The sequence below is a fragment of the Chitinophaga sp. sic0106 genome, assembly GCF_019219075.1.
In the GTDB taxonomy this organism is placed as follows: Bacteria; Bacteroidota; Bacteroidia; order Chitinophagales; family Chitinophagaceae; genus Chitinophaga.
This window is the reverse complement of record NZ_JAHUWJ010000046.1, coordinates 1-805: the sequence shown is the minus strand read 5'-3', so window position 1 is coordinate 805 and position 805 is coordinate 1. Positions and strand designations below refer to the sequence as shown.

General features: G+C 38.1%; 1 rRNA gene. It reads right to left on the bottom strand.

The window, feature by feature from the left end:
* Positions 1-683: 683 nt before the first annotated feature.
* A 5S ribosomal RNA gene (rrf, locus tag KW844_RS28845) occupies positions 684-795 on the bottom strand.
* Between the last annotated feature and the right edge of the window lie 10 nt (positions 796-805).

Below are 805 nucleotides of genomic sequence, written 5' to 3'. Positions count from 1 at the left end.
CACGTCCTTCATCGCCTCTTAGATCCTAGGCATCCACCATGCGCCCTTATTCGCTTTAAATAATTTGTATTTAAGTATTACTACTTAAGTACACAACTTTTGTTTCTCCAATATGTCAAAGAACTTTGGATTGATTACTCAATCGATGTTAATGTATGAGATCTGATCTCTGTGCCCTACTGGCGTACATTTCAAGCTTTTTTGTAAGAACTTCTTGTTATCCTTTCCGCGTCATTTGCGCGTCATTTGCGTTGGGAGTGCAAAGGTAGGAACCTTTTTGCAAACCACCAAAACTTTTTTGAAGTTTTTTATTTTTATTTCATTGAGACTCAATAACTTAAATATTGGAGAATCAGTGATTTAAAAAGCAAATCGTGTAAAGAACTGCGCTGTTTTCTGTAGCGGACGGCAAAGATAGCATCTTTATCATTCGCAGCAAAAATTATTTCAACTTAATTGCTAGTTTATTTTCAGCGTTATTTCAAGTGCGAACCTGCAAGGTTCGTATAGTCGTATCTGTTAGAAGAGATCCACTGTAACGGATCGGAGATACTTTGTAAGGAGGTAATCGGATAATCTCTACTCTTAGAGATGATTGTTTAGAGGATATCTCTACTTATAGTAAAGCCTCTACTCTATATAAAAGAAAAGGTCCTGGTTTGATCCAGGACCTTTCTAAATAAATATGGCAGCTACCTACTCTCCCGCATTGTGGTGCAGTACCATCGGCCATAAGGGGCTTAACTTCTCTGTTCGGAATGGGAAGAGGTGAACACCCTTGGCAAAACCACCATAAGATCTTTTT